This is a genomic window from Formosa algae (assembly GCF_001439665.1).
In the GTDB taxonomy this organism is placed as follows: domain Bacteria; phylum Bacteroidota; class Bacteroidia; order Flavobacteriales; family Flavobacteriaceae; genus Formosa; species Formosa algae.
In genome coordinates, this window is the sequence record NZ_LMAK01000078.1 from 94,503 (window position 1) to 116,982 (window position 22,480).

At 33.9% G+C, this 22,480-nt stretch carries 22 protein-coding genes; 12 read left to right on the forward strand and 10 right to left on the reverse strand.

The window, feature by feature from the left end; genetic code table 11:
- Nucleotides 1–45 precede the first annotated feature (45 nt).
- Entirely contained in the window at nucleotides 46–930 is an 885-nt protein-coding gene (locus AST99_RS17125) for a bifunctional 5,10-methylenetetrahydrofolate dehydrogenase/5,10-methenyltetrahydrofolate cyclohydrolase (RefSeq protein WP_057783860.1), read from the reverse strand.
- 37 nt (nucleotides 931–967) lie between these two features.
- Nucleotides 968–2,296, reverse strand: coding sequence for a signal recognition particle protein (gene ffh, locus AST99_RS17130; protein WP_057783862.1), 1,329 nt, complete (start codon nucleotides 2,294–2,296; stop codon nucleotides 968–970).
- A gap of 289 nt (nucleotides 2,297–2,585) precedes the next feature.
- Between ffh and AST99_RS17135 the strand changes: the two genes are divergently transcribed.
- The gene (locus tag AST99_RS17135; RefSeq protein WP_083495723.1) at nucleotides 2,586–5,102 is read left to right on the forward strand and encodes a chondroitinase-B domain-containing protein; all 2,517 of its coding nucleotides are present in this window, start codon (nucleotides 2,586–2,588) and stop codon (nucleotides 5,100–5,102) included.
- Here the strand turns inward: AST99_RS17135 and AST99_RS17140 are convergent, their stop codons facing one another.
- The gene (locus tag AST99_RS17140) at nucleotides 5,103–5,756 is read right to left on the reverse strand and encodes a uracil-DNA glycosylase family protein (RefSeq protein WP_057783866.1); all 654 of its coding nucleotides are present in this window, start codon (nucleotides 5,754–5,756) and stop codon (nucleotides 5,103–5,105) included. It abuts the gene before it with no gap.
- A 46-nt stretch (nucleotides 5,757–5,802) separates the two neighbouring features.
- On the opposite strand from AST99_RS17140, the gene AST99_RS18380 reads away from it, so the two are divergent.
- A complete protein-coding gene (locus tag AST99_RS18380; protein WP_069727874.1) occupies nucleotides 5,803–5,940 on the forward strand; it encodes a 30S ribosomal protein THX in 138 nt (45 codons plus the stop codon).
- Here the strand turns inward: AST99_RS18380 and AST99_RS17145 are convergent, their stop codons facing one another.
- The 4 genes from AST99_RS17145 to AST99_RS17160 form a co-directional block, all read right to left on the reverse strand.
- On the reverse strand, nucleotides 5,941–6,279 hold the full coding sequence (locus tag AST99_RS17145; protein ID WP_057783868.1) for a hypothetical protein: 339 nt from the start codon (nucleotides 6,277–6,279) through the stop codon (nucleotides 5,941–5,943).
- Nucleotides 6,236–6,994 carry a peroxide stress protein YaaA gene (gene yaaA / locus AST99_RS17150; RefSeq protein ID WP_057783870.1) on the reverse strand — a complete coding sequence of 253 codons (759 nt, stop codon included), beginning with the start codon at nucleotides 6,992–6,994 and terminating at the stop codon, nucleotides 6,236–6,238. Before yaaA ends, AST99_RS17145 begins: the two co-directional genes overlap by 44 nt.
- 128 nt (nucleotides 6,995–7,122) lie before the next feature.
- Entirely contained in the window at nucleotides 7,123–8,169 is a 1,047-nt protein-coding gene (locus tag AST99_RS17155) for an RluA family pseudouridine synthase (protein WP_057783872.1), read from the reverse strand.
- Between the two features lie 3 nt (nucleotides 8,170–8,172).
- The gene (locus AST99_RS17160) at nucleotides 8,173–8,730 is read right to left on the reverse strand and encodes a PASTA domain-containing protein (protein ID WP_057783874.1); all 558 of its coding nucleotides are present in this window, start codon (nucleotides 8,728–8,730) and stop codon (nucleotides 8,173–8,175) included.
- Nucleotides 8,731–8,834: 104 nt separating this feature from the next.
- On the opposite strand from AST99_RS17160, the gene AST99_RS17165 reads away from it, so the two are divergent.
- Both AST99_RS17165 and coaD read left to right on the forward strand, forming a co-directional pair.
- Nucleotides 8,835–9,818, forward strand: coding sequence for a D-alanine--D-alanine ligase (locus tag AST99_RS17165; RefSeq protein ID WP_057783876.1), 984 nt, complete (start codon nucleotides 8,835–8,837; stop codon nucleotides 9,816–9,818).
- 32 nt (nucleotides 9,819–9,850) lie between these two features.
- Nucleotides 9,851–10,315 carry a pantetheine-phosphate adenylyltransferase gene (gene coaD, locus AST99_RS17170; protein WP_057783878.1) on the forward strand — a complete coding sequence of 155 codons (465 nt, stop codon included), beginning with the start codon at nucleotides 9,851–9,853 and terminating at the stop codon, nucleotides 10,313–10,315.
- A 16-nt stretch (nucleotides 10,316–10,331) separates the two neighbouring features.
- Here coaD and AST99_RS17175 read toward each other — a convergent pair whose 3' ends face one another.
- Nucleotides 10,332–12,227 carry a SulP family inorganic anion transporter gene (locus AST99_RS17175; protein ID WP_057783880.1) on the reverse strand — a complete coding sequence of 632 codons (1,896 nt, stop codon included), beginning with the start codon at nucleotides 12,225–12,227 and terminating at the stop codon, nucleotides 10,332–10,334.
- A 96-nt stretch (nucleotides 12,228–12,323) separates the two neighbouring features.
- Between AST99_RS17175 and AST99_RS17180 the strand changes: the two genes are divergently transcribed.
- The 4 genes from AST99_RS17180 to AST99_RS17195 all read left to right on the forward strand — a co-directional run bounded on the left by AST99_RS17180 (nucleotide 12,324) and on the right by AST99_RS17195 (nucleotide 17,502).
- The gene (locus AST99_RS17180; RefSeq protein ID WP_057783882.1) at nucleotides 12,324–14,057 is read left to right on the forward strand and encodes a M14 family metallopeptidase; all 1,734 of its coding nucleotides are present in this window, start codon (nucleotides 12,324–12,326) and stop codon (nucleotides 14,055–14,057) included.
- An 88-nt stretch (nucleotides 14,058–14,145) separates the two neighbouring features.
- Nucleotides 14,146–15,591 carry a RimK family protein gene (locus AST99_RS17185; RefSeq protein WP_057783884.1) on the forward strand — a complete coding sequence of 482 codons (1,446 nt, stop codon included), beginning with the start codon at nucleotides 14,146–14,148 and terminating at the stop codon, nucleotides 15,589–15,591.
- Between the two features lies 1 nt (nucleotide 15,592).
- A complete protein-coding gene (locus AST99_RS17190) occupies nucleotides 15,593–16,819 on the forward strand; it encodes a glutamate-cysteine ligase family protein (protein WP_057783886.1) in 1,227 nt (408 codons plus the stop codon).
- Nucleotides 16,816–17,502 (forward strand): N-formylglutamate amidohydrolase, encoded by a 687-nt coding sequence (locus AST99_RS17195; RefSeq protein ID WP_057783888.1) that lies wholly within the window; start codon nucleotides 16,816–16,818, stop codon nucleotides 17,500–17,502. The genes AST99_RS17190 and AST99_RS17195 overlap by 4 nt, the downstream gene beginning before the upstream one ends.
- On the opposite strand, the gene AST99_RS17200 is transcribed toward AST99_RS17195, so the two are convergent.
- Nucleotides 17,495–18,076: an NUDIX hydrolase gene (locus AST99_RS17200; RefSeq protein WP_057783890.1), complete on the reverse strand. Its 582-nt coding sequence runs from the start codon at nucleotides 18,074–18,076 to the stop codon at nucleotides 17,495–17,497. The genes AST99_RS17195 and AST99_RS17200 overlap by 8 nt on opposite strands.
- 123 nt (nucleotides 18,077–18,199) lie before the next feature.
- Here AST99_RS17200 and pyrE point away from each other — a divergent pair, with 123 nt between their 5' ends.
- Together pyrE and AST99_RS17210 are read left to right on the forward strand one after the other, a co-directional pair.
- A complete protein-coding gene (gene pyrE, locus AST99_RS17205) occupies nucleotides 18,200–18,844 on the forward strand; it encodes an orotate phosphoribosyltransferase (protein ID WP_057783891.1) in 645 nt (214 codons plus the stop codon).
- Between the two features lie 24 nt (nucleotides 18,845–18,868).
- A complete protein-coding gene (locus tag AST99_RS17210; RefSeq protein ID WP_057783893.1) occupies nucleotides 18,869–19,264 on the forward strand; it encodes an SRPBCC family protein in 396 nt (131 codons plus the stop codon).
- On the opposite strand, the gene AST99_RS17215 is transcribed toward AST99_RS17210, so the two are convergent.
- Nucleotides 19,261–19,992, reverse strand: a complete 732-nt coding sequence (locus AST99_RS17215) for a biotin--[acetyl-CoA-carboxylase] ligase (RefSeq protein ID WP_057783895.1) — start codon at nucleotides 19,990–19,992, stop codon at nucleotides 19,261–19,263. The two genes, AST99_RS17210 and AST99_RS17215, sit on opposite strands and share 4 nt — an antisense overlap.
- Nucleotides 19,993–20,086: 94 nt before the next feature.
- On the opposite strand from AST99_RS17215, the gene rsfS reads away from it, so the two are divergent.
- Together rsfS and ftsH are read left to right on the forward strand one after the other, a co-directional pair.
- Nucleotides 20,087–20,458 carry a ribosome silencing factor gene (rsfS, locus tag AST99_RS17220; protein ID WP_057783897.1) on the forward strand — a complete coding sequence of 124 codons (372 nt, stop codon included), beginning with the start codon at nucleotides 20,087–20,089 and terminating at the stop codon, nucleotides 20,456–20,458.
- 5 nt (nucleotides 20,459–20,463) lie between these two features.
- Nucleotides 20,464–22,401 (forward strand): ATP-dependent zinc metalloprotease FtsH, encoded by a 1,938-nt coding sequence (ftsH, locus tag AST99_RS17225; protein ID WP_057783899.1) that lies wholly within the window; start codon nucleotides 20,464–20,466, stop codon nucleotides 22,399–22,401.
- Nucleotides 22,402–22,480: the final 79 nt, after the last annotated feature.

Sequence of the window (22,480 nt, forward strand, 5' to 3'; positions counted from 1 at the left end):
ACGTATATGTAATTATGCTTAATTAAAGTGTAATAAAGAAGGCTTTTAAGCTTTCTTTCTATGTCTTTCGCAGGCTAACAACGTGTTTTTCAACAACATTGCAATTGTCATTGGCCCAACACCTCCTGGTACAGGGGTTATAAAACTTGCTTTTTTACTTACGTTTACAAAATCTACATCTCCAGTAATTCTATATCCTTTTGCTGTAGTATCATCGGCAACACGAGTAATTCCAACATCTATAATTACCACATCGTCTTTAACCATTTCAGCTTTTAAGAAGTTTGGAACTCCTAAGGCCGAAATAATAATATCTGCTTGAGATGTTATTTGCGTGATGTTTTTAGTATGACTGTGTGTTAATGTTACTGTAGAATTTCCAGGAAATCCTTTTCTACCCATTAATATACTCATAGGGCGACCAACAATATGAGAACGACCAATAACAACAGTATGTTTCCCACTTGTTTCTACGCCATAACGTTCTAATAATTCTAAAATCCCAAATGGTGTTGCAGGAATAAAAGTCGTCATATCTAACGCCATTTTTCCAAAGTTTGCAGGGTGAAAACCATCTACATCTTTATCTGGATTTACAGCTAATAACACTTTCTGTGTATCTATTTGGTCTGGTAAAGGCAACTGAACGATATAACCATCTATTTCTGGATTATCGTTAAGCTCTTTAATTTTATCTAACAACTCTAACTCACTCGTTGTACTAGACATTTTAACTAAAGTAGACTCGAAACCAACACGTTCGCAAGCACGTACTTTACTCCCTACATAAGTTAAACTTGCCCCATCATTACCAACAATAATAGCTGCCAAATGAGGAACTTTTTCACCTTTAGCTTTCATTTTATTGACTTGCTCGGTGATTTCGTCTTTAATATCGTTACTAACCTTTTTTCCGTCTAAAATTGTCATGTAATAGGGTTTATTATTTATTTATTAGATTTAAATCTTAACGCATGTTTTTCATGGCTTGCATCATACGTTTTCCGCCACCACCTTGCATCATTTTCATCATCTTGCTCATTTGATCAAACTGCTTTAACAATTGATTCACTTGTTGTACAGATGTTCCAGAACCTTTTCCGATACGTTTTTTTCTGCTCGCATTAATCACTGAAGGATTTGTACGTTCTTCAACAGTCATAGAGTGAATAATGGCTTCAATATGTTTAAAAGCATCGTCGTCAATATCGATATCTTTCATCATTTTTCCAGCACCAGGAATCATTCCAATAAGGTCTTTCATGTTCCCCATTTTCTTGATTTGCTGAATTTGCTGTAAGAAATCATCAAATCCGAATTGATTCTTTGCTATTTTCTTTTGTAATTTTCTCGCTTCCTCTTCATCAAACTGCTCTTGAGCACGTTCTACAAGAGACACCACATCTCCCATTCCAAGAATACGATCTGCCATACGAGATGGATAGAATACATCAATCGCTTCCATCTTCTCCCCCGTACCAATAAATTTAATTGGTTTATCGACTACAGATTTAATAGAAATCGCTGCACCACCACGAGTATCACCATCTAATTTGGTTAAAATCACCCCATCAAAATTCAACACATCGTTAAAGGCTTTTGCTGTATTTACAGCATCTTGCCCTGTCATAGAATCTACAACAAATAACGTTTCTTGTGGTTGTATGGCTTTATGGATATTAGAAATCTCGGCCATCATTACCTCATCTACAGCTAAACGACCTGCGGTATCAATAATAACCACATTATGTCCGTTAGCTTTGGCATGTGCAATACCAGCTTGTGCAATAGCAACAGGATCTGAATTGCCTTTATCGCTAAAAACATCTACATTAATCTGTCCTCCTACAACATGTAACTGATCTATCGCTGCCGGACGATATACATCACAAGCTACCAATAAGGGTTTCTTTGTTTTTTTAGTTTTAAGATAGTTTGCTAATTTTCCTGAAAAAGTAGTTTTACCAGATCCTTGTAAACCAGACATTAAAATAATGCTTGGCGTTCCGGATAAATTAATACCAGCAGCATCTCCTCCCATCAACTCGGTTAGCTCGTCTTTAACGATTTTAACCATTAACTGTCCTGGTTGTAATGCAGTTAATACATCTTGACCAAGTGCTTTTTCTTTTACTCTAGTGGTAAAATCTTTAGCAATTTTAAAGTTAACATCGGCATCCAATAAAGCACGACGTACTTCCTTTAAGGTTTCTGCAACATTAACTTCCGTTATACTTCCATGTCCCTTAAGAACGTGTAACGCTTTATCTAATTTCTCACTTAAATTATTAAACATAAACTTTCATCAAATTTTAAGAAACGCAAATTTAATGATTTGATGTGTATTAACGAAGCATTGACCCATAAAAAAACGCATGCATATTTCTCATTTTTTTTGCAGTTTAACGCGATCTGCAGCAGATTAGAGCAATTTTCTCAAAAAAGCATAAAATATCATATTAATAACTAACTCTCTAATTTATTAAAAAACCCTTAATTATTTCCCCACATTTTATTGTACTTCATAAAAAATATCATTAATTTTGGTTAACCAATCTGGTATTCCAGATAAAAACTATTAAAACATGACAAACAACTACCTTTCATTACGGTCCATATTCTATGGACTGAAGAAACAACATGTGTTATTTTTAGCATTTTCGTTGTTTACATTTTGCATTACTGCACAAACTTATGTCGAAGATCCAGACGACATAGAAGACCTTTTAAATGAAGCATCTCCAGGAGATGTATTTATCATTAAAAACGGAACCTACAACGATTTCGAACTAAGTATTTCAGAAAAACATGGTGCAGATGGAGCGCCTATTGTAATACAAGCAGAAACTGTTGGCGGTGTAACACTTACAGGAGAATCTCATTTTGTTTTTAAAAAATCGTCGTATTTCACACTTCAAGGCTTTGTCTTTGATGCTGAAGGCGATAATTCTTTAGTTAAACTAGAAGGTTCAAACAACATTAGAATTACAAGAAATGTGTTTGAACTCCAAACAGAAGAGTCTATCAAATGGATTTACATTGGTGGTATATGGGACGACCATACATTTCAATACACTAGTCACGACAACCGTATAGATCACAATACGTTTCAGAACAAAACCACACCTGGGCATTACATAACTATTGATGGTACAAATGATGGCGATGAAGATTTCCGTCAGTCGACTTACGACAGAATAGATCACAATTACTTTAAAAATAACGGACCTCGTGCAGATAACGAACAAGAATCTATTAGAATTGGTTGGAGCGAAATGTCTGAATCTAGCGGATACACCACTGTAGAATTCAACTTGTTTGAAGATTGCGATGGCGATCCAGAAATTGTATCTGTAAAAAGCTGCGATAACATTGTTAGACATAATACATTCAGAAAAAGTTATGGTACTTTATCTTTAAGACACGGAAACAGAAACCGTATTGAAGGAAACTACTTTTTTGGAGACGACAAAGCCATTGGAACATCTGATAGCGGTGCAACACTATACACCGGTGGTATTCGTGTTTACGGAACAGATCACGTAATTATTAATAATTATTTTGAAAATCTTGAAGGTACGCGTTGGGACGCACCTATAACTATTACACAAGGAGATGCTATAGATGGAGAAAGTAGCAGCTTAAGCAAACATTTTAGAGCTGAACGTGTTACCATTGCTTACAACACACTTGTAGATAATACATATGGAATTGAAATTGGTTTCGATAATAACGGAAACTACAGCAAAAAAGTTAAAGATGTAATGTTTGCCAATAACCTAGTTACGGGTAAAACAAACAGTTTAGTTAATTATGTAGATGGTAACGATCAAGGCGATGGTGTTACATGGAGCAACAATTTAATGTATCCTGAAGGCGATGCCAGTTTAACTAGCGACAATTCTACTTTTGATAGTAACGAAGTTACAGTTGGCAATCCGTATTTAGAATATAAAGATGGTGTTTGGTATAGTACAGAAACCTCTCCTCTATTTACTGCTGGAGTTACTTCTATCATGGTCGATGAAGATATTGAAGGGCAAAGCAGACCAGATGAAAGTAATGCTGGTGCAGATCACTATAGTACAGAAAGCGTACGCTACGCGCCTTTAGACCCTGAAGATGTTGGTCCGTATTCTGATGAAGGAGAAATAGAAGAAATCGATCAATTATCGATAGCAACCCTAGACACCTTTTCTGCGGAATCTGAAACACAAACGACAACCGTAACCTCAAACATGGCTTGGGAAATTACAGCTGATCAAGATTGGATTTCTGTATCACCTGCAAGCGGAGAAAACAATGCTACTGTAGATGTTTTAGTATCGGAAAACACAACCACAGAAGAACGTTCAGGAACGCTAACCATTACAAGTAGCACGTTAAGCAGAACTTTAAACATAACTCAAATAGGTAAAGATCCTGCCGACGGATTAGATGAATTAGTTCCTGACTCTGTATCTGCAAGTGAGGCCCAAGAATCTAACGGCCCTGAAAACACGCTTGATGATGATTTCGATACGCGTTGGTCTGCAGAAGGTGACGGACAAATCATTACTTACGATTTAGGAGCTTTAAATACAGTGAGTTTATTAAAAATTGCTTTTCATAATGGAGACTCTCGTAAAACATATTTTGAAATTGCTGTATCTGAAAACGGTACTGATTTCACAAAATTAACAGAAGAATTAGAAAGCTCTGGAACGACAAAAGATTACGAAAATTTTATGATAGATGCTACACAGGCACGTTACGTTCAAGTTATAGGATATGGAAACGAAAATAGTGCATGGACAAGTTTAGCCGAAGTACGTATATACGGCATAGATAGCAAACTTTCTGTAACCGATAATACATTGGCGGCAGACTTAAAGCTATATCCTAATCCGGCTCAGAACGAAATCAATATTTCTGATGCAAAACAACAGTTAAGTGCAATAGAAATCTATAACATTCAAGGACAGATGATACTATCTAAATCAATACAATCCTCTGTAAAAACGACTATAGACGTCTCTAGACTTTCTGTAGGAACCTATATATTAAAAGCAAGCAATACAAATAACGAAACCACATTTAAACGTTTCATTATTAAAAATTAATTAAAAAAATTGGCGGTACTGCATGACACGAAAATCAAAAGTATTAAACTTTGAATTAGTCTGTTTTATGTGTTTATACTGTGTCATACCGCCAACAGCTCTATTAGCAGCGCCAGAAGGCGCTGTTAAGGAGACTGTTTTAATATGGCGTCCATTAAATTCAAAACTGTGAATTCTTGGCACCTCATCGCACTCTACTTTTAATGCCAGCTTATAAGTTTTTAAATATCTTCTAAAAAAATATTCTGGACCATTTTTACTATTTCCTCCAGTAAACAATAACGTATGCACTTTTGGATGTGCTTTAATATATTTTAACAGGTCTCTTAATACTATATTTTGCATTCCTAAATCTGACGCATCAATTTTCTCACGTTCTGCACTTTCAACAATATCGCATATACCTATATGTCTAGAATTTAAAAAATGTTTACGTTGCAGGATAGCTTCTTCAGTTGTTTCAAACTTTAAATTTAAATCAAAAATCGTATTTAGAATAGGCCATAATTGTCCATCTATACTTCCATAACTAAAATTTACATCTCCAGGTTTAAATTCGCCTACAGAAAAACGTGGTGGTGGCAATGTCCCTACAATTAATTTTGTGGCTGATTCCGGTATAAATGGTGCATAAGGATGCTTATGTTTAAACATTATGTTTTGCTGTTTGCTTTAAAAATAGTATTTTAAAAGAAAAACAATGGGAAGAGGAGATAAAAAAACAAAACGCGGAAAAATAAATAGAGGTTCTTACGGCGTAAGACGTCCGCGAATTAAGAAAAAAGTACGTCCAGAAATAAAAATTGATGTCGACAAAGACACTACTGTAAAACGTTAACTACTGTTTTACAGCATGTCCAAAACGCTTACCAAATTTGGAGGCCATTAAAATTACAAATACAATAATGGCTATGGTACTAAACACATAAAAAGCATACAGGAAAACATCGTCTTTAGAATTGAAACAAAAATCTGAAGTGATACATGTTTCTAATGTTTTCTTAGACCCTATCGTTAAGGTTAAACTGGTAAGATACGTCACTAATACGACCACACCAATATACATTTTCGATAGCTTTTTAGGAGATTTTCCTGTAGGCTTAAATGCTTCGCGTTCGGTTTCAGAACGTTTATTATCTTGTAAAGACCAACTCGGTTTCTGTTGAGAATTGCTCATCGTATCTGTAGTTTTCGTAGTCAAATCCTTTTAAGTCTTCAACAGTTTTAGCATTAGTATCTATAACGTAGCGCGCCATTAAACCTCGAGCAAGCTTTGCATAAGTTGCAATCATTTTATATTCGCCGTTTTTAAAATTCTTAAACGTGGCAGTAATTACTGGCACTTTTAAAGATTTTACATCTACAGCTTTAAAATACTCATTACTAGCCAAATTTAAAAACAATTCATCGTCTTTTAATTCATCATTTAAGGATGCTGTAATCGTTTTTTTCCAGAACTCATACAAATTTTTGTTTGTTCCTACAGGCAATTTAGTCCCCATTTCTAAGCGGTAAGCCTGAATTAGATCTAATGGTTTTAAAACACCATATAAACCAGATAAAATTCTAACGGTATCTTGAAGCGTTCCTAATTTATCTTCAGAAATTGTGTACGCATCTAGTCCACGATACACATCGCCGTTAAATGCATAAATAGCTTGGCGTGCATTCTCTTTTGTAAACGGCAACGTCCAATCCTGATTTCTTTCATAATTTAACTGTCCTAAAGCATCAGAAATACGCATTAACTCAGACAATCCTTTTGCAGATTTCTTTTTTACAACTTTATTTAATTGCTCAGCTTCTTTTAAAAACAAAGCTTCTGTAGAAACTTCTGTTGGTAATTCGCGTTCTAAATCTAAAGACTTTGCTGGAGATATTACTAATTTCATATTCGTAGGATTATTTCAATTCAACTTCTATAATTGATTTCAGTTTTAAAATCAATCAAATTTACGTTTGAAATGACTGAAATCATATAGATAAATACTGTTATTTCTTATAATTACATAACAAATACTTATGCCTCATCTAACTCTTGGTGCTTCACATATTGTCTCCACTTTTCAATACACTGTTGCATATCTTCTGGGATGTCTGTATTAAAACGCATAAACTCTTTTGTTCTAGGATGCTCAAACCCTAAAGTCTTGGCATGTAGCGCTTGTCGTGGCAAAATTTTAAAACAATTATCTACAAATTGCTTGTATTTAGTAAAGGTTGTGCCTTTTAAAATTTTCTCTCCACCGTAACGTTCATCATTAAATAAAGTGTGTCCAATATGTTTCATATGCACACGTATTTGGTGCGTGCGGCCTGTTTCTAATTTACAAGACAATAGAGTGACGTATCCTAATCGCTCTATAATTTTATAATGCGTTACAGCTGGTTTTCCTTTATCTGCATCGTCGCCAAAAAAGACTGTATTCTGAAGTCTATTTTTAGGATGTCTACCAATATTTCCTTCAACGGTACCTTCTTCTTCATCAACATTACCCCAAACAATTGCGACATATTCACGTTCTGAAGTTTTCTCTGCAAATTGTAAAGACAAATGTGCCATCGCTTCTTCTGTCTTTGCAACCACCAACAAACCACTTGTATCTTTATCTATTCTATGTACTAAACCTGGACGTCCAGAAGAGTTTTCCGGCAGATTATCGAAATGATAAATTAAGGCATTTATTAAAGTCCCAGAATAGTTTCCGTGGCCTGGATGCACCACCATTCCTGCAGGTTTATTTACAACCAATAAATCGTTGTCTTCGTAAACAATATCGATTGGTATATTCTCGCCGACCAATAAATTCTCGTACGGCGGATGTGCAAAAAGCACTTTAATAACATCGTTACCTTTAACTTTATAGTTGGACTTAACGGGAACGCCATTAACAAATATATTACCTGATTTTGCAGCAGCCTGAATTTTACTTCGTGTGGCATTCTCTACAAAATTCATTAAATATTTATCAATTCGAAGTGGCGATTGCCCCTTTTCTGCTGTAAAAGCATAATGCTCGTAAAGCTCATCTTCAGCCTCTTCGTTTTGTGGTGTATAATCACTCATAATTTACTCTGGTCTATTACCGTTTCCTAATACTAAATCGATTTTAGATGTTTTAGGTAACATATCGCCTGTCTTTATTTTTTCGCCGTCATGAGATACTTCTAAAACCATATCTTTGGCAATATTGTCTTCGTATCTAATGGTTCCTACCTGAAAACCTAAAGCTTCTAAAGTAGGTTTGGCTTGTCTAAATGTACGATCTGTTAATGCTGGTACTAACACTTTTCTGTATCCAGACGGATTAAGTGTTATATATATTTTTCTATCTTCTTTAACTTTAAATCCTGCTTTAGGGTCTTGTTCTATAACAGAAAATCTAGGATAATCTGGATTGTAATTCGCAGAATCCTGAATTTGCATAACGAGCTTATTTTTTTCTAATTCAGCTCTAGCTACATCTATTGAAACTCCCGTTAAGTCTGGAACCGTTTCAAACTTACCATGGTTTGTTGTACTATCTAACCATCTTAATGTTAAATAACTCAACACAAAAATAGCAACTACAGCTAAAAGCAAATTAAGAAAGAATGTTTTACTAGTAAGGAATTTTATAAGGCCCATGATATAGAATTTGATTGGCAAAGATATAAAAACCGTTCTGTTTTTACTTTTGATTAATAAATGATATTTTAGCTAAACGATTTTTTCCATCGTTTGTTACTATTATGAAAAAAAATATAGCCATCGTTATGGGAGGTTATTCTAGCGAATATGAAATCTCCTTAAACAGCGGAAACGTTGTTTACCAGTCACTTGATACCGAAAAATTCAATGCATACAAAATCCATATTTTTAAAAATAAATGGGTTTATGTTAATAATGAAGATAAAGAATTTCCTATCGATAAAAATGATTTTTCTGTAACTGTTGATGGTAAAAAGACCAGCTTCGATTGTGTTTTTAATGCAATTCATGGTGCTCCGGGTGAAGATGGCCAACTACAAGGCTATTTTAATCTCTTAAATATGCCACAAACAAGTTGCGAAATGTACCAAGCTGCCGTAACCTATAATAAACGTGACTGTTTAAGCATATTAAAACCTTATGGTATAAAAACTGCTGAATCTTACTACGTTAATCTTGGAGATGTTATTGATGAAGATACCATAATTAAAAAAGTAGGCCTACCATGCTTTGTTAAAGCAAACAAAGCCGGAAGTAGTTTCGGTGTCACTAAAGCGTATAAAAAAGAAGATTTAAAAGCATCTATAGACACCGCTTTTAAAGAAGATGACGAAATTATTATTGAATCATTTTTAGATGGTGTAGAAGTCTCTGTTGGTGTGATTACTTACAAAGGAGCAACAACCGTATTACCGATTACAGAAATTGTAAGTGAAAATGATTTTTTCGATTACAAAGCCAAATATTTAGGACAGTCTCAAGAAATAACGCCAGCAAGACTAACCCCTGAACAAGAGCAAAGTGTAAATACGCTTGCTAAAAAAGTATATGAAATTCTAAAAATGAAAGGGTTTTCTAGAAGTGAATTTATATTCAAAGACGGCGAGCCGCATTTATTAGAGATAAATACGGTTCCTGGCATGACTAAAGAAAGTATTTTACCACAACAAGCCGCAGTAGCTGGAATATCTTTATCTGAGTTATTTGAAAGTGCTATTGAAGATGCTTTAAGATATAAATCGTAAATTCACGCCACTAAACTTTTAACACAGCTAACATGAAACGCGCCATATTTCCTGGATCTTTTGACCCTTTAACTTTAGGACATCTCGATATTATTTCTCGTGCCGTTCATGTTTTTGATGAAATTATAGTAGCCATCGGAATCAATTCTGAAAAGAACTATATGTTTACCTTAGAAGAACGTCTTAATTTTATAAAAGAAACCTTTAAAGATGAACCTAAAGTATCTGTAACAACCTACTCTGGACTGACTGTAGATTTCTGTATAAAAATGGATGTCGAATTTATTTTACGCGGACTTAGAAATCCTGCCGATTTTGAATTCGAAAAAGCCATTGCACAAACAAACCGTAAGCTTTCTGAAATAGAAACAGTGTTTTTACTAACCTCATCTAAGACCTCTTTTATAAGTTCTAGTATTGTTAGAGATGTAATACGACACAATGGAGATTACACACTCCTTGTTCCCGATAATGTAAGAGTAAAAAAAGCGCCATAATTGGCGCCTTTTTTTATTAAAATTTATATTCCGAAAGTGGTTTAGGAAACTCTTCAGGATTCGCTGCTAAGTGATAACGCGGATCGTGAACATCTTCTATTATAACTTCCTTAAATTTCGGATTCGCTTTATACATAAGTATTTTACAATCTTCACTTAAGTGCTTTAGCTTAATAGATTTTCCTTCAGCTTCATATTTATTTACAATATTAGTAATGGCTTCTAATGCTGAATGATCACTAACACGAGATTCTACAAAATCGATATACACCTCATCTGGATCGTTTTTAACATCAAATTTCTCATTAAAAGCGGTAATTGAACCAAAAAATAAAGGTCCCCAAATTTCATAAGTTTTAATATTTCCATCCTGAGAAAAACGCTTTCTTGCTCTAATCTTTTTAGCATTTTCCCATGCAAAAGACAATGCAGAAATAATTACTCCCACAAATACTGCAATAGCTAAATCAAAAAACACTGTCACTACAGATACAATTACTAACACCACTGCATCAGATACCGGTATCTTTTTCATAATACGTAAACTTGACCAAGCAAAAGTTTCAATAACCATCATAAACATCACCCCTACTAAAGCGGCAATAGGCACTTGCTCAATATATTTATCTGCAAACAATATAAATGTTAGTAAAGTTATCGCCATCATTACACCAGATAAACGTCCTCTACCACCTGCATTAATATTAATTACAGTTTGTCCAATCATACCACAACCACCAGTACCACCTAAGATTCCGCTTAACATATTCCCAGCACCTTGAGCTACACATTCTCTATTTCCATCTCCTCGTGAATCTGTTAATTCATCTACAAGATTCATCGTCATTAACGTTTCTATTAATCCTACAGAAGCTGCTAAAAACGCATAAGGCGCAATAAATTTTAATGTATCTAAATTAAATGGCAAATGGCTCCAAAGCTCTCCAAGATTTAGTTTGCTAGACAATTCGTCAAAACCGTTAAGACCTGCTCCTCCTCCATCTCTAATAAAATCTCCGACATTTATAGACTGTAATCCTCCAAATATTGAAATTAAAGTCACAATTAAAATAGCGGTTAATGCAGCAGGCATTTTTTTAGTCAATTTAGGTAATCCCCAAATAATTAGCATAGTTAACAGTACCAAACCAATCATAACATAAAGCTTATTGCCTTCCATAGTGGACTTTACAACACCATTATCTTTAACTGAATAAAACCCGTTATCCTGAACATTAAAGACGACTTTTTTAGTTTTTACGTCGAAAACTTGATTGTCGGACATAATAAACACCTCTTCACCAGTACTAGCATTAGTTATCGATTCTCCATTGATTGAAAACAATTTACTACCAGAAATTAAATCGGTTACAGCATTATCATTTACATTATAAACCAATTCTTTAGAAACGGTTTTACGCATGTTTTGACCGAATACATCTTTAGTATTTTCTTTAAACATACCCAATTGTGCCATAAAAATGACAATAGCCAAACCATTTACAAAACCTAACATTACAGGATGCGGTATTAATCGTACAAATTTTCCAAGTTTGAAGATACCCGACAAAATCTGAATAACACCCATTAACACAACCGCAGCTAGTAAATAGAAATAGCCCATATTTTCTACAGGCGTATCAAATAAAAGACCTTTAGCATGTCCTTCCTGGATCATGTGCACAAAAATAACTGCCACAGCTCCCGCTGCTCCAGAAATTAAACCTGGTCGTCCACCAAATAAGGCCGAAACAATTCCGATAATAAAGGCTCCAAAAAGGGCAACAATCGGACTAATTTGAGCCACAAAGGCAAAGGCTACAACTTCAGGAATCATGGCCAGTGATACCGTTACACCTGCTAAAACATCATCCTTCGCATTAGGTGTTATTTTCCTTATAAAATCTGTCATCTTTTCTTTTTTAAGAGGGGCAAAAATACAGTTAAAATGGGGACTCACAAGTTCTTAATGTAATAATTTCATTAAGTTTGTTTAAAAATACTAAGAATGAAATTATCCACCTCTGTTTTCATTATATTCCTATTATTGAATACCTTACACACACAATCTCAAAATGATTTCACAACACATTTTGAAAAAAGTAATGGTCTAGAAACAGCAACTTATGCAGAAGTTATTCAATTTTATAACAATCTCGCCTCAACGTATCCGCAAATAGACATACAAACTATAGGCGAAACTGACTCTGGAAAGCCACTACACCTGGTGACTTTGAACCCTGATAAGGTCTTCGAGTTTTCAAAAATCAGAACAAACAAACGTATTCTTCTCGTAAATAATGGCATTCATCCAGGAGAAAGCGATGGTATTGATGCAACCATGATGTTGTATAGAGACATTGTTCAAGGCAAGATTAGTATGCCTAAGCATACCGTTTTAGTAACCATTCCTATTTATAATATTGGTGGTAGTTTAAACAGAAATGCGACAACCAGAACCAACCAAAATGGCCCCTTAGAATATGGGTTTAGAGGAAATGCTCGCAATTACGATTTAAACCGCGACTTTATAAAAAGCGATACTAAAAACGCAAAAACGTTTGCAGAAATTTTCCATAAAGTGCAACCGGATGTGTTTATAGATAACCACGTAAGTAATGGAGCCGATTACCAATACACCCTCACGCATTTATTTACACAACACAATAAACTTGGCGGAAATTTAGGCACCTATTTACATACTAAAATGATGCCAGAACTGGAACAGAGTTTAGCTAAAAAAGAATGGGACATTACACCTTACGTTAATGTTTTTAATCAGGTTCCTGAAATTGGATTCAGTCAGTTTATAGATCACCCAAGATACTCTACAGGTTACACCACTTTATTTAACACCTTAGGAATGATGGTAGAAACACATATGCTAAAACCATACAAACCTCGAGTTGAAGGCACTTACGAACTTATGAAAAGTATGATTTCTATTATTGAAAAAGATTACAAAACCATTAAAACATTACGCGAAGATGCCAACAACTCCTTTCTTAATGCAAAGACTTACAGTTTAGGTTGGACCATAGACACCACAAAATCTTCTACACTGCAATTTAAAGGGTTTGAAGGCGAATATAAAACAAGTGATGTAACGGGTTTAAAACGTTTAAAATACGACAGAACACAACCTTTTACCAAACCTGTTACATACCAAAATTACTTTAAACCTACAGTGGAAATTACTATTCCAGAAGCCTATATTATTCCGCAAGGTTGGTATACTATTATTGAGCTGTTAAAACTGAATCAGGTAAAGATGATACCTTTGGAAACAGATAAAACGTTTACTGTTGAAAGTTACCACATAACAGATTTCAAAACCAAATCTTCACCTTATGAAGGTCATTATCTACACAGTAATACCACTACAGAATCAACAACCCAACAAATCACATTTAGAGCTGGCGATTTTTATATAGAAACCCGACAACCAGCCATTCGTTATCTTTTAGAAACTTTAGAACCGCAAGCTGTGGATTCGTTTTTTAACTGGAATTTCTTCGACACTATTTTACAACAAAAAGAAGGGTTTTCGCCTTACGTTTGGGAAGATTTAGCCTTAGCGCTATTAAATAAAAACCCAAAACTGAAGCAAGAATTTGAAGCTAAAAAAGCATCTGACCAAGAATTTAAATCGAATTGGTATGCACAGTTAGACTGGATACATAAACACAGTGACAATTATGAAAAAGCCCATATGCTTTACCCTGTTTTTAGAGTAAAATAATATGTGAAAAATTTAATATTAGGATGTAAAACATATTTAAAAATAATATACATTTGATTCAAATTTATATCGCTATGCAGCGCCATTAATGAACAAGTATATTGTTGTCAATCAACCTGAAAAATGGAATTTTTCGATTGAGAATATCAAAGTAATTTCTTCGCAAGAATACCTTACTAATCCTGAATTTTCACTAGTTAAAAAAGCTAGAATTTTCAACTTATGCAAAGATTACTCCTACCAATCTAAAGGCTATTATGTATCGCTTTTAGCAGAGGCTAGAGGTCATTTGCCTATTCCGAACATAAAAAATATAGTCGATTTAAAAGCTTTAAAACTTGTAAGAATTGTGTCCGACGAATTTGACGACACCATCCAACAAAGTTTAAAGAATATAAAATCGCAAGAGTTTACGTTAAGCATTTATTTTGGGCAGAACGTAGCACAAAAATACAAGGAGTTAAGCCTGTTGTTTTACAAACATTTTCAGGTGCCGTTTTTGCGCGTAAAATTTAACCATACAACCAAGTGGAACATTCAAAGTATTAAAGCTATTTCTGAATCTGAAATACCATCAGAGCATTTAGAAAGTGTTCAGCAATTTGCTAATCAATATTTTTCTAAAACACGTTACGATTTTCCGAAGTTAACTAAAAGTGATTTCGATTTAGCCATATTAGTAAACCCTAAAGATCCTGCGCCTCCAAGTAATGCTAAGGCCCTTAAGAAGTTTATAGATTTGGCTGAAAAAATGAACATTTATGCTGAAATTATTGAACCTAAAGATTTGTCCCGCTTATCGTCTTTCGATGCTTTATTTATCAGACAAAGTACAGAAGTAAATAACGAAGCCTACGCCTTTGCAAGAAAAGCACAGCAAGAAGGTCTCGCTATTATAGATTATCCAGATGCTATTTTAAAATGTTGCAATAAAGTGTATATGGCCGAAGCTTTGCAAAATGCAAATATAGATACGCCTAAGACAATTATTGTACACAAAGATAACAAGCAACAGGTACTTGATGAAGTGGGTTTACCTTGTGTGTTAAAAGCACCAGATTCTACGTTTTCTTTTGGTGTAAAAAAGGCCAAAACAGAAACAGAATACCATAACTTGGTTTCTGAGATGTTAAAAGAATCTGATTTAATTATTGCACAAGAATTCTGTCCGTCAGATTTTGATTGGCGCATAGGTATTTTAGACGACAAACCGTTTTACGCTTGTAAATATTACATGGCTAAAGGGCATTGGCAAATCTATAATTGGAATGCTAAAAAGAAAGACGACCAAGATGGTAATGCCGACTGTTTACCTATAGAATCTGTTCCCAAAAAAGTATTAAACATGGCCATAAAATCGGCCAAACTTATGGGTAAAGGTCTTTATGGTATCGACATAAAAGTGGTAGATAACAAACCTATGGTTATTGAAATTAACGACAACCCAAATATCGATTTTGGTGTAGAAGACGCTCATTATGGCGATGCCGTTTACACAGAAATTTTATCTGCATTAAAAAAACGTTTAGATTAAAATGAATAAAAAATATCATCTTTTTGATGTTTATGGAATTGAACTAGAATACATGCTAGTAAATCAATCCGATTTAAAAATTGCTCCAATTGTTGATGCGCTTCTCATTAAAAAGCATGGCAAATTAACCTCGGATATTGTAAATGGTAAAATAGCTTGGAGCAACGAATTGGTTGCCCATGTTGTAGAAATAAAAACCAATGGGCCAACTAAAAATTTAAATGGTTTGGCCGACTTATTTCATAAAAACGTATTAGAAATCAATGCGCTTTTAAAACCTTTACAGACCGAGTTATTACCTACCGCTGCTCATCCTTTTATGAACCCCGTAAGTGAAACGCAACTTTGGAAGCACAGTTATAGCGAAGTTTACGAATTATACAACCGTATTTTTAATTGTAAAAATCACGGCTGGAGCAACGTGCAAAGTGTTCATATAAATTTACCATTTTTTGACGATAAAGAGTTTGAAAAGTTACACGCAGCCATCCGTATAATACTTCCGCTTATTCCGGGTTTAAGTGCGAGTTCACCAATATTAGAAGGAAAATTGACAGGCTTTAAGGACACGCGATTAGAATACTACAAAACCAATCAGAAAGAAATTCCTGAAATGACTGGACTTGTTATTCCTGAGCGTGTGTTTACAAAACTGGATTATTTTGCCACTATTTTTGAACCAATTAAGAAGGCTATAAAACCATTTGACACCCATAATATTTTAGATCATCATTTCTTAAATTCCCGTGGTGCTATTGCGCGTTTCGATAGAAATGCCATAGAAATACGCTTAGTCGATATTCAAGAATGTCCGAAAGCAGATTTAGCTATTTGTGCTTTAATTATTGAAACTCTAAAATTATTAGTCAATAAAAAGCTATCGCCTTTAGCGGCTCAAAAACGATGGACTAAAGAAGACTTATATGTAATTCTTAATGATGCAATTAAACACGGAGAGACTTCAGTAATAGAAAACTTAGACTATCTAAATGTATTTGATATTGAAGACGCTTGTTCTATTCAAGATGTTTGGAAACATATCTATCAATTAGCTAAACCTAACATACACAAATCGCACTATAAGACTATTGAAACTATTTTAAACGAAGGCACTTTAGCAACTCGAATTGAAAAGGTTTTGGCAGAAGATTATTCTGAATCTAATGTGCTTAAAGTATACAAATCACTTACAAGCTGTCTGGAGACTAACACCTTATTTTTAAAATGAAATTGCTTTTAACTTGCGAACATGGTGGAGCAAACATACCTAAACGATTTGCATCTGCCTTTATAAATGAAAAAACCACTTTACAAACGCATCGTGGTTTTGATATTGGCGCTTTAGATCTTTTTAAGTATTTAAAACCGTTAGCAGATTTTACAAACTACAGTGAAACTAGTCGGTTATTAATTGAGCTAAACAGATCGTTGCATCATAAAAACCTGTTTTCAGAATATGCTAAAACGCTATCTAATTCAGATAAAGAATATCTAATTACTAGTTATTATAAGGTATACAGAAATGCTTTAGAACAATACATTTCAAAAGAAATTAATAAAGAAAACACAGTTATTCATCTAGCGATACATAGCTTTACTCCTGTTTTAAAAGGAGAACAACGCACTTGCGATATCGGACTTTTATATGACACCGAGCGTGCTGAAGAATCTAAATTTTGCAAAACATTTAAATCGAATTTACACCTTGAGAATCCGAGATTAAAAACACGTTTTAATTATCCGTATTTAGGAAAGGCAGATGGTTTAACAACCTATCTACGCAAACAACATCCTTTAAATTATATTGGTATTGAGTTAGAAGTTAATCAGAAATTTGCTTCACAAAATATGATGCCGTCACTTTTAAAGCATCAAATTTACGGAGCTTTAAAAGCGAGTATCATTAAATAAGCGGACGAATATTAGCATACGAATTTTCTAAAGCCTGAATCGCTTCAACTTCATTTAACCATGCCACTTTAGTAATGCCTTCGTTATGTTGTGGCCATAAATTTCCTTTAAAATCTGTAGACATTTCAAACCAATGCGTTACTTTAATTTTAAATTTACCGTTACGCTTAAATATGTGGTAGGTAGTATGTAAAGGCTTAGTAATTTTTAAACCTGAAACTCCTGTTTCTTCTTCTACTTCTCTTAAAGACGTTTCTTCTATGGTTTCACCAGACTCGGCTTTTCCTTTAGGTAAATCCCATTTATCGTTTCTATATATAAACAGAATACTGCCATCTTTATTATAAACTTTACCACCACCTGCAACAACGTTAGGTAGTTTCTTTAAAAACTTTTTAAGTAATTTATCTCCATTTTTGTGAATTAATCGCACTTCCTTTAAAGAAGTAGTATTTAACTCCTTAATTACTTTACCAATATGAACAGTATCTAATAAGTAATTCTTAAAATGTGTTTCCTTTTCAACCACAGTGGTTAAAATGATTGGCTTGTCGTTGACAAATATTTTATACATATAAAAAATATCCTACATTAATTATGGTAAAAGTATCAATTTTTATAGCAAACATATTAACTTTAAAAAAATAATTTTAATAGACAAGAAGTATTATTTTAATTAATGTGTAATTTTGCATCTATGATTTTAAACAAACAAACAGCTCGAAAAACTGCTGAAGTTTTACTGCAAGTAAATGCAATAAAACTAAGCCCTAGCGCTCCCTTTACGTGGGCCTCTGGATGGAAATCGCCTATTTATTGCGACAACAGGATTATACTATCTTTTCCGCTAATTAGAAATTACATACGTGAAACTATGGCCAAACATATTGAAGAACAATATGGAAAACCAGACGTTATTGCTGGTGTTGCTACTGGTGCTATAGGTATAGGTATGTTGGTTGCAGAATATTTAGGAGTTCCTTTTATTTATGTAAGACCTGAAGCTAAAAGTCATGGTAGACAAAACCAGATTGAAGGCTTTATCCAAAAAGGACAAAATGTTGTTGTTGTTGAAGATTTAATTAGTACAGGAAAAAGCAGTCTAAATGCTGTGCGTGCACTTAGAGAAGCAAATCTGAATGTAAAAGGTATGATTGCTATTTTCTCTTACGGTTTTAATATCGCTAAAGAGAATTTTGAAAAAGAAAATGTAATGCTTCAAACCTTAAGTAACTACGACAGTTTAATCATGCAAGCTGTAGAAACAAATTACGTTTCGCAAGCCGAAGTAAAAACATTGACAGATTGGAACTCCAATCCGAGTGAATGGAACGCTATTTGATTATATCTTAACAAATAAAAAATCATGAATTTAGAATCTCCAAAAGTAACGGTAGACAAATCATCTCAAGAGGTATTTGATTTTCTTTCTGATATTAAAAATTTTGAAAAACTAATGCCAGATAACATTAGTAAGTTTGAAATTTTAGACGACGACAAATTTCTATTCGCCTTAAAAGGGATGCCAGAAATTATTTTAAAAAAGAAAGAAGTGGTTCCGCCAAACAAAATAGTTTTAGGCGCTGCAGGCGGTAAATTAGACTTTTCTTTAGTAGGAAATATTACGGAGACTGCTGAAGGAAAAAGTGAGGTTAAACTTCAGTTTGAAGGCGATTTCAACCCTATGATGGCTATGATGGTAAAAGGACCTATTTCAAAGTTTATTGAAACCTTAGCGACTAAAATGCCAACATCTATTTAATACAACAAGGTTATTTCTTTTAAATTATAAACTTTTATAATTTCATCTTCTAACAGCACTTTTAAATGACCAAGTTCTGTTACACCAAGAATAAAACCGGCAAACATACTGCCTTCAGCATCTAAAAATGTTGAAGGCTTATTCTTTTTAAATAATTCGCTTTCGTATTCGTTTTTTATTTTTTTGTACTGTCCGCGTTCAAGCCAAGCAAAACATTCTTTTAATTCTACAAGAATGTGATATAATACTTCATCTAAATCAAAAACACGTCCTACCATATTAACTAAAGAAGACGCTTTGGGAAGTCCTACAAAATCTGTCTGATTAACATTTACTCCAATACCAAGCACACTGTCTCTAAGTCCGTTTGATGTTACAATATTTTCAATAAGCACTCCACATATTTTCTTATCTGCTGACAAAATGTCGTTAGGCCATTTTATTTTTACTCGAGGTAATGCCAGTTTTTTCAAAGCTTTATAAATCCCTATAGCGGTAACCATACTAATATAAAACTGCTTTTCTACGGGTACAAAAGAAACATCTTTAAATACACTAAACATTAGGTTTTTAGCGGTTTCAGACTCCCAAATCGTTCCCATTTGTCCGCGTCCCATGGTCTGTTCTTTAGCGACTACTACAGTATAATCTTCAACCATTTCGCAACTACTTAATTGTTTTAAAAAAGTATTGGTTGAATCGATGGCATCAAGTTTGATTATATGCATTTATATTATTTATGTAGGCAGGATGAAAACTTCTGCAAATTTTAAAGTATAAAGAACTAAAAAATAATAACTTTGTACAAATTAAATCAAATTAATGGCGAAAGAAAACACAAATTCAGACTTGCTAATTGCCACCATCTTAAGTGGAATTGAAGATGTTAAAGGAAAAGAAATAAATATTTTAGACTTACGTGAAATTGAAAATACGGTTTGTGATTATTTTATAATCTGCGAAGGTACCTCAAACACTCAAGTTAATGCCATTGTAAACGCTGTCCAGAAAAAAGTTAGTAAAGAACTTAAAGACAAACCTTGGCACACAGAAGGGCAAGACAATGCCGAATGGGTATTAATAGATTATGTGAATGTTGTAGTTCATGTTTTTCAAAAGCATATCCGCGAATACTACGACATTGAAAGCCTATGGGGCGATGCAAAAACAACGATAATTGAAACAAACTATTAGATTTAATGGCAAACGAAAAGAAAACTCCAAATAAGAAACCTAAATTAAATCCGTATTGGATTTACGGAGCTATTATTGCAATCTTTATTGCAATGCAGCTTTTTAACAGTAATAGTTTACAAGACTCTACCACAACTACTCCATCAGAATTCATGAAATATCTGAGCGATGGTGATATTGAAACTGTAGAAATTGTAAACAAGAGAGAAGCAGATGTTTATTTAACAGATGAAGCTTTACAAAAAGAAGAACATAAGAATTCAAAACCGTCTACGTTACTTCCAACAGCATCTAAACAGCCAAATTATAGTTTTGAATTTGGTGATTTACAAAATTTTGAAAATCAAGTAAATGCTGCAATTAAAGATCAAGGGTTAAAAACTCATGTAGAATACAAAACAGAACAAAACCTAATGGGAGATTTCCTTATTGGTATTCTGCCTTTTATTCTATTAATAGGAGTTTGGATCTTTATTATGCGTAGAATGTCTTCTGGTGGAGGTGGCGGTGCTGGAGGTCAAATCTTTAACATCGGAAAATCTAAAGCTAAATTATTCGATCAGAATACAGACGTTAAAACATCGTTTAAAGATGTAGCCGGTTTAGAAGGTGCTAAAGAAGAAATTCAAGAAATTGTAGACTTCCTTAAGAACCCAGAAAAATACACAGCTCTTGGTGGTAAAATACCAAAAGGCGCATTACTTGTAGGCCCTCCAGGAACAGGAAAGACCTTATTAGCAAAAGCCGTTGCAGGTGAAGCTAAAGTACCGTTCTTCTCTTTATCAGGATCAGATTTCGTAGAGATGTTTGTAGGTGTAGGTGCATCTCGTGTTAGAGATTTATTTAAACAAGCTAAAGAAAAATCTCCAGCAATTATTTTTATTGATGAAATTGATGCTATTGGACGTGCAAGAGGGAAAAGTAATATGTCTGGATCTAACGATGAAAGAGAAAATACTTTAAACCAGTTGTTAACAGAAATGGATGGTTTTGGAACCAACACAAATGTAATTGTGTTAGCTGCAACCAACAGAGCAGATGTTTTAGATAGTGCTTTAATGCGTGCCGGTCGTTTTGACAGACAAATTTTTGTTGACTTGCCAGATATTAGAGAACGTGAAGAAATTTTTGAAGTTCATTTAAAACCTATCAAAAAATCTGAAAATCTTGATACAGATTTCTTAGCAAAACAAACACCAGGTTTCTCTGGAGCAGATATTGCTAATGTATGTAACGAGGCTGCTTTAATTGCTGCAAGACAAGGTAAAAAAGCTGTAGACAAACAAGATTTCTTAGATGCTGTAGACCGTATTATTGGTGGTTTAGAGAAGAAAAATAAAATCATTACACCTAGCGAAAAGAAAGCTATTGCTTTTCATGAAGCTGGTCATGCTACAGTGAGTTGGATGTTAGAACATGCTGCACCTTTAGTAAAAGTTACTATAGTACCACGTGGTCGTTCTTTAGGAGCTGCATGGTATTTACCAGAAGAACGCCTAATTGTTAGACCAGAGCAAATGCTAGACGAAATGTGTGCTGCATTAGGAGGTCGTGCTGCAGAGAAAGTTATTTTTAATAAAATCTCTACAGGAGCTTTAAGTGATCTTGAAAAAGTGACTAAACAAGCACGAGCAATGGTTACCGTTTATGGATTAAGCGATAAAGTTGGAAACTTAACGTATTATGACTCTTCTAGTCAAAACGAATATGGTTTTACAAAACCTTATAGTGAAAAGACTGCAGAACTTATCGATAAAGAAATATCTGATATTATTGAAAAACAATACGAAAGAGCAATCAAACTTTTAGAAGATAACAAAGACAAACTTACAGAGTTAGCCGATGTACTTTTAGAAAAAGAAGTTATTTTTAAAGATAACCTTGAGAAAATATTTGGTAAACGCCCTTTTGATCCAGAATTAAAACCCCTTTTAGATAAATAATCTATTAAGTAGTTACGCTTAATAGCAGGAAAAATCTTAAATTGACCTTTGGTTAATTTAAGATTTTTTATCTTTGAAC

What these genes read in the sequence shown, in the direction of transcription:
- AST99_RS17200 (WP_057783890.1), bottom strand. Translation starts at nt 18,076, where the DNA reads ATGTATAAAATATTTGTCAACGACAAGCCAATCATTTTAACCACTGTG.
- pyrE (WP_057783891.1), top strand. Translation starts at nt 18,200, where the DNA reads ATGATTTTAAACAAACAAACAGCTCGAAAAACTGCTGAAGTTTTACTG.
- AST99_RS17125 (WP_057783860.1), bottom strand. Translation starts at nt 930, where the DNA reads ATGACAATTTTAGACGGAAAAAAGGTTAGTAACGATATTAAAGACGAA.
- AST99_RS17135 (WP_083495723.1), top strand. Translation starts at nt 2,586, where the DNA reads ATGACAAACAACTACCTTTCATTACGGTCCATATTCTATGGACTGAAG.
- AST99_RS17145 (WP_057783868.1), bottom strand. Translation starts at nt 6,279, where the DNA reads ATGAGCAATTCTCAACAGAAACCGAGTTGGTCTTTACAAGATAATAAA.
- rsfS (WP_057783897.1), top strand. Translation starts at nt 20,087, where the DNA reads ATGGCGAAAGAAAACACAAATTCAGACTTGCTAATTGCCACCATCTTA.
- ffh (WP_057783862.1), bottom strand. Translation starts at nt 2,296, where the DNA reads ATGTTTAATAATTTAAGTGAGAAATTAGATAAAGCGTTACACGTTCTT.
- AST99_RS17210 (WP_057783893.1), top strand. Translation starts at nt 18,869, where the DNA reads ATGAATTTAGAATCTCCAAAAGTAACGGTAGACAAATCATCTCAAGAG.
- AST99_RS17140 (WP_057783866.1), bottom strand. Translation starts at nt 5,756, where the DNA reads ATGTTTAAACATAAGCATCCTTATGCACCATTTATACCGGAATCAGCC.
- yaaA (WP_057783870.1), bottom strand. Translation starts at nt 6,994, where the DNA reads ATGAAATTAGTAATATCTCCAGCAAAGTCTTTAGATTTAGAACGCGAA.
- coaD (WP_057783878.1), top strand. Translation starts at nt 9,851, where the DNA reads ATGAAACGCGCCATATTTCCTGGATCTTTTGACCCTTTAACTTTAGGA.
- AST99_RS17185 (WP_057783884.1), top strand. Translation starts at nt 14,146, where the DNA reads ATGAACAAGTATATTGTTGTCAATCAACCTGAAAAATGGAATTTTTCG.
- AST99_RS17175 (WP_057783880.1), bottom strand. Translation starts at nt 12,227, where the DNA reads ATGACAGATTTTATAAGGAAAATAACACCTAATGCGAAGGATGATGTT.
- AST99_RS17195 (WP_057783888.1), top strand. Translation starts at nt 16,816, where the DNA reads ATGAAATTGCTTTTAACTTGCGAACATGGTGGAGCAAACATACCTAAA.
- AST99_RS17190 (WP_057783886.1), top strand. Translation starts at nt 15,593, where the DNA reads ATGAATAAAAAATATCATCTTTTTGATGTTTATGGAATTGAACTAGAA.
- AST99_RS18380 (WP_069727874.1), top strand. Translation starts at nt 5,803, where the DNA reads ATGGGAAGAGGAGATAAAAAAACAAAACGCGGAAAAATAAATAGAGGT.
- AST99_RS17180 (WP_057783882.1), top strand. Translation starts at nt 12,324, where the DNA reads ATGAAATTATCCACCTCTGTTTTCATTATATTCCTATTATTGAATACC.
- ftsH (WP_057783899.1), top strand. Translation starts at nt 20,464, where the DNA reads ATGGCAAACGAAAAGAAAACTCCAAATAAGAAACCTAAATTAAATCCG.
- AST99_RS17160 (WP_057783874.1), bottom strand. Translation starts at nt 8,730, where the DNA reads ATGGGCCTTATAAAATTCCTTACTAGTAAAACATTCTTTCTTAATTTG.
- AST99_RS17215 (WP_057783895.1), bottom strand. Translation starts at nt 19,992, where the DNA reads ATGCATATAATCAAACTTGATGCCATCGATTCAACCAATACTTTTTTA.
- AST99_RS17165 (WP_057783876.1), top strand. Translation starts at nt 8,835, where the DNA reads ATGAAAAAAAATATAGCCATCGTTATGGGAGGTTATTCTAGCGAATAT.
- AST99_RS17155 (WP_057783872.1), bottom strand. Translation starts at nt 8,169, where the DNA reads ATGAGTGATTATACACCACAAAACGAAGAGGCTGAAGATGAGCTTTAC.